This window comes from Polaromonas sp. P1_G4 (assembly GCF_056405475.1).
The window spans coordinates 1-2855 of sequence record NZ_JBFUCA010000520.1 but is presented as its reverse complement, the minus strand read 5'-3'; the positions used below and the strand labels follow the sequence as shown (position 1 = coordinate 2855).

Genomic DNA, 2855 nt, shown 5'->3' with positions numbered 1-2855 from the left:
TTGAGGTACTGGACTTCGTCGGCATTGACACCTGCGTTCTTCAACGCCATGACCATGGAGCGACGCGGTCCGTCGACATCGGGCGCTGTCATGTGATATGCGTCTGCGCTCATGCCGAACCCGGTCAGTTCAGCATAAATTCTGGCGCCCCGTGCTTTGGCATGCTCGTACTCTTCGAGAACCAGCACACCGCCGCCTTCGCCCAGCACAAAACCATCACGGTCCTTGTCCCAGGGGCGAGATGCTGTTTTCGGGTCTTCGTTGCGGGTGGACAGGGCACGCGCTGCGGCAAAGCCGCCTACGCCCAGCGGAGAGACGCAGGACTCAGCGCCACCGGCCACCATCACGTCGCAATCACCATATTCAATCATGCGCGCGGACAGGCCGATGGCATGAAGTCCCGTCGTACAGGCCGTTACGACCGCGACATTGGGGCCTTTAAAGCCGAATTTGATGGATACATGCCCGGAAATCATGTTGATGATCGAGGCAGGTACAAAAAACGGAGACACCCGGCGCGGGCCGCGATTGACCAGCTCGGAATGCATTTGCTCGATCATCGGCAAACCGCCTATGCCCGAACCGATATTGCAGCCAATGCGGGTCGCCAGTTCGCCGTCGAGCGCCTCGCCTGTCGGCAAGCCGCTGTCGGCCACCGCCTGGAAAGCTGCAGCCAGACCCAGATGAATGAAGCGATCCATGTGCCGCGCTTCTTTTTCGGGAATGTAATCCGCGATATTGAAGCCTTTGACCTCACCAGCAAATTTGCAGGCAAAGTTGCTTGCATCAAACTGCGTGATCAGATCAATTCCGGGCACACCGGCAATCAGATTGGCCCAGGATTCAGCCACGGTATTACCTACCGGGCTGACACAACCCAGACCTGTCACGACGACACGACGACGGCTCATTCAAAAATCCTGAGAAGAACCCGAAAAGCCCTGGAATGACTTTTCAGGCTTGATGACGGCGGAAGCAGGCGAAAGCCTTGCCTCAAGCCTTTTGATGGGTGTTTGCGTAGTCAATCGCGTTCTGGACGGTGGTGATCTTCTCGGCGTCTTCGTCGGGAATCTCAATGCCGAACTCGTCTTCCAGAGCCATAACCAGTTCTACGGTGTCAAGGGAGTCAGCGCCCAGATCGGCCACAAAGGCTTTTTCGCTGGTGACCTGGCCTTCTTCCACGCCGAGTTGTTCGGCAATGATTTTCTTAACACGTGCTTCGATATCGCTCATAGTTCCCTCTGAGGGTTGTAAATTAATCCGTGATTTTACCGCGTTAGAGTCGTTTCCCTAAGCACCGCGCCGGACGGATAAAAACCGGCTTCGATTTCCCGTGTTTTACCACTGTCAGCCTGCCGTTTTCATGAAACTGCGGGGCTGACGCCTCAAGAGCTACATATACATGCCGCCGTTGACGTGAATCTCCTGGCCTGTGATGTAGGCCGCCTRCGGACTCGCCACAAAGGCCACAGCGTGCGCAATGTCTTGCGGTTTGCCAAGATGGCCCAGCGGGATCTGCCCTAAAAGTGCTTTTTGCTGCTCTTCCGGCAATCCGGCGGTCATGTCGGTCTCGATAAAGCCCGGCGCGACGCAATTGACGGTGATGTTACGCGAGCCGAGCTCGCGCGCCAGTGCGCGCGTCATGCCGGCCACGCCGGCCTTGGCTGCCGCATAATTGGATTGGCCCGCGTTGCCCGAGGCACCAACGACGGATGTGATGCTGATGATGCGGCCGTAGCGCTGCTTCATCATGGTGCGCATCACGGCGCGGCTCATGCGGAACACGGCCTTGAGGTTGGTGTCCAGCACCGCATCCCAATCGTCATCCTTGAGCCGCATTGCCAGCATGTCGCGTGTGATGCCCGCGTTGTTGACCAGCACCTGCAGGCCACCGTGCTCCTTGACGATGGCGTCGATCAGCGCTTCAGCGGCGGTAACGTCGTTCACATTCAGGTTTTTGCCGGCGCAACCCGGGAAAGCCGCAAGGGCCTGGCCGATTTTGGCCGCGCCTTCATCGCTGGTCGCCGTGCCTATCACTTTGAGGCCTTTTTGGGCCAGCTCCAGCGCAATGGCCGCGCCAATACCGCGCGATGCGCCGGTGACCAGTGCGACCTGGCCTTCAAACTTGACTTCGCTCATGCCAGTAACTCCTTCACTTCCGCCAGGGAGGCGGGATCAAACAGGGGGACACCCGTCAATTCGGGATCGATTCTTTTGGCCATGCCGGCCAGCACCTTGCCAGGCCCGCACTCGACCAGCGTCGTGAGGCCGCGTGCCTTGATGGCCTGCACGCATTCCACCCAACGCACGGGGCCGAAAGCCTGCCCGTACAGCGCCGCGCGAATGCGGTCAGCATCAGTCTCGACGGCTACCTCTACGTTGTTGATGACCGGGATCTTCGGCGCTGCGAACTCGACTGCGGCCAGCTTCTCGCGCAGCTTCTCGGCTGCGGGCTTCATCAGGCTGGAGTGGAAGGGAGCCGACACCGGCAGGGGCAAGGCGCGCTTGGCACCGTTGGCCTTGAGCACTTCGCAGGCTTTCTCAACCGCAGCCTTGCTGCCCGCGATGACAGTCTGCATCGGGTCGTTGAAATTGACGGCTTCGACCACTTCGGTGGTGTTGGCCCCAAAGCTGCGTGCGGCCTCGGCACAGCCTTCAATCACTTTGGAGGCTTCCATGCCCAGAATGGCCGCCATCGCGCCCACACCGACCGGCACTGCGTCCTGCATGGCCTGCGCACGAAAGCGCACCAACGGTGCGGCTTGCGCGAGCGTCAACACGCCTGAAGCCACCAGAGCGGAGTATTCACCCAGCGAGTGGCCCGCGACCGCGGCCGGCGCGGTACCGGTTTCGGC

Annotated in this window: 4 protein-coding genes; all 4 read right to left on the bottom strand. The window is 59.9% G+C overall.

Annotation, left to right across the window (positions count from 1 at the left end):
• A partial coding sequence (locus tag AC1D1X_RS19835) for a beta-ketoacyl-ACP synthase II (RefSeq protein ID WP_477698968.1) occupies positions 1 to 911 on the bottom strand: 911 nt, incomplete at its 3' end.
• A gap of 82 nt (positions 912 to 993) precedes the next feature.
• A complete protein-coding gene (gene acpP / locus AC1D1X_RS19830; RefSeq protein WP_011484542.1) occupies positions 994 to 1233 on the bottom strand; it encodes an acyl carrier protein in 240 nt (79 codons plus the stop codon).
• 159 nt (positions 1234 to 1392) lie between these two features.
• On the bottom strand, positions 1393 to 2139 hold the full coding sequence (gene fabG, locus AC1D1X_RS19825) for a 3-oxoacyl-ACP reductase FabG (RefSeq protein ID WP_477698967.1): 747 nt from the start codon (positions 2137 to 2139) through the stop codon (positions 1393 to 1395).
• Positions 2136 to 2855: ACP S-malonyltransferase (locus AC1D1X_RS19820; RefSeq protein ID WP_477698966.1), on the bottom strand; the 720-nt coding region annotated here is incomplete at its 5' end. The genes fabG and AC1D1X_RS19820, both read right to left, overlap by 4 nt.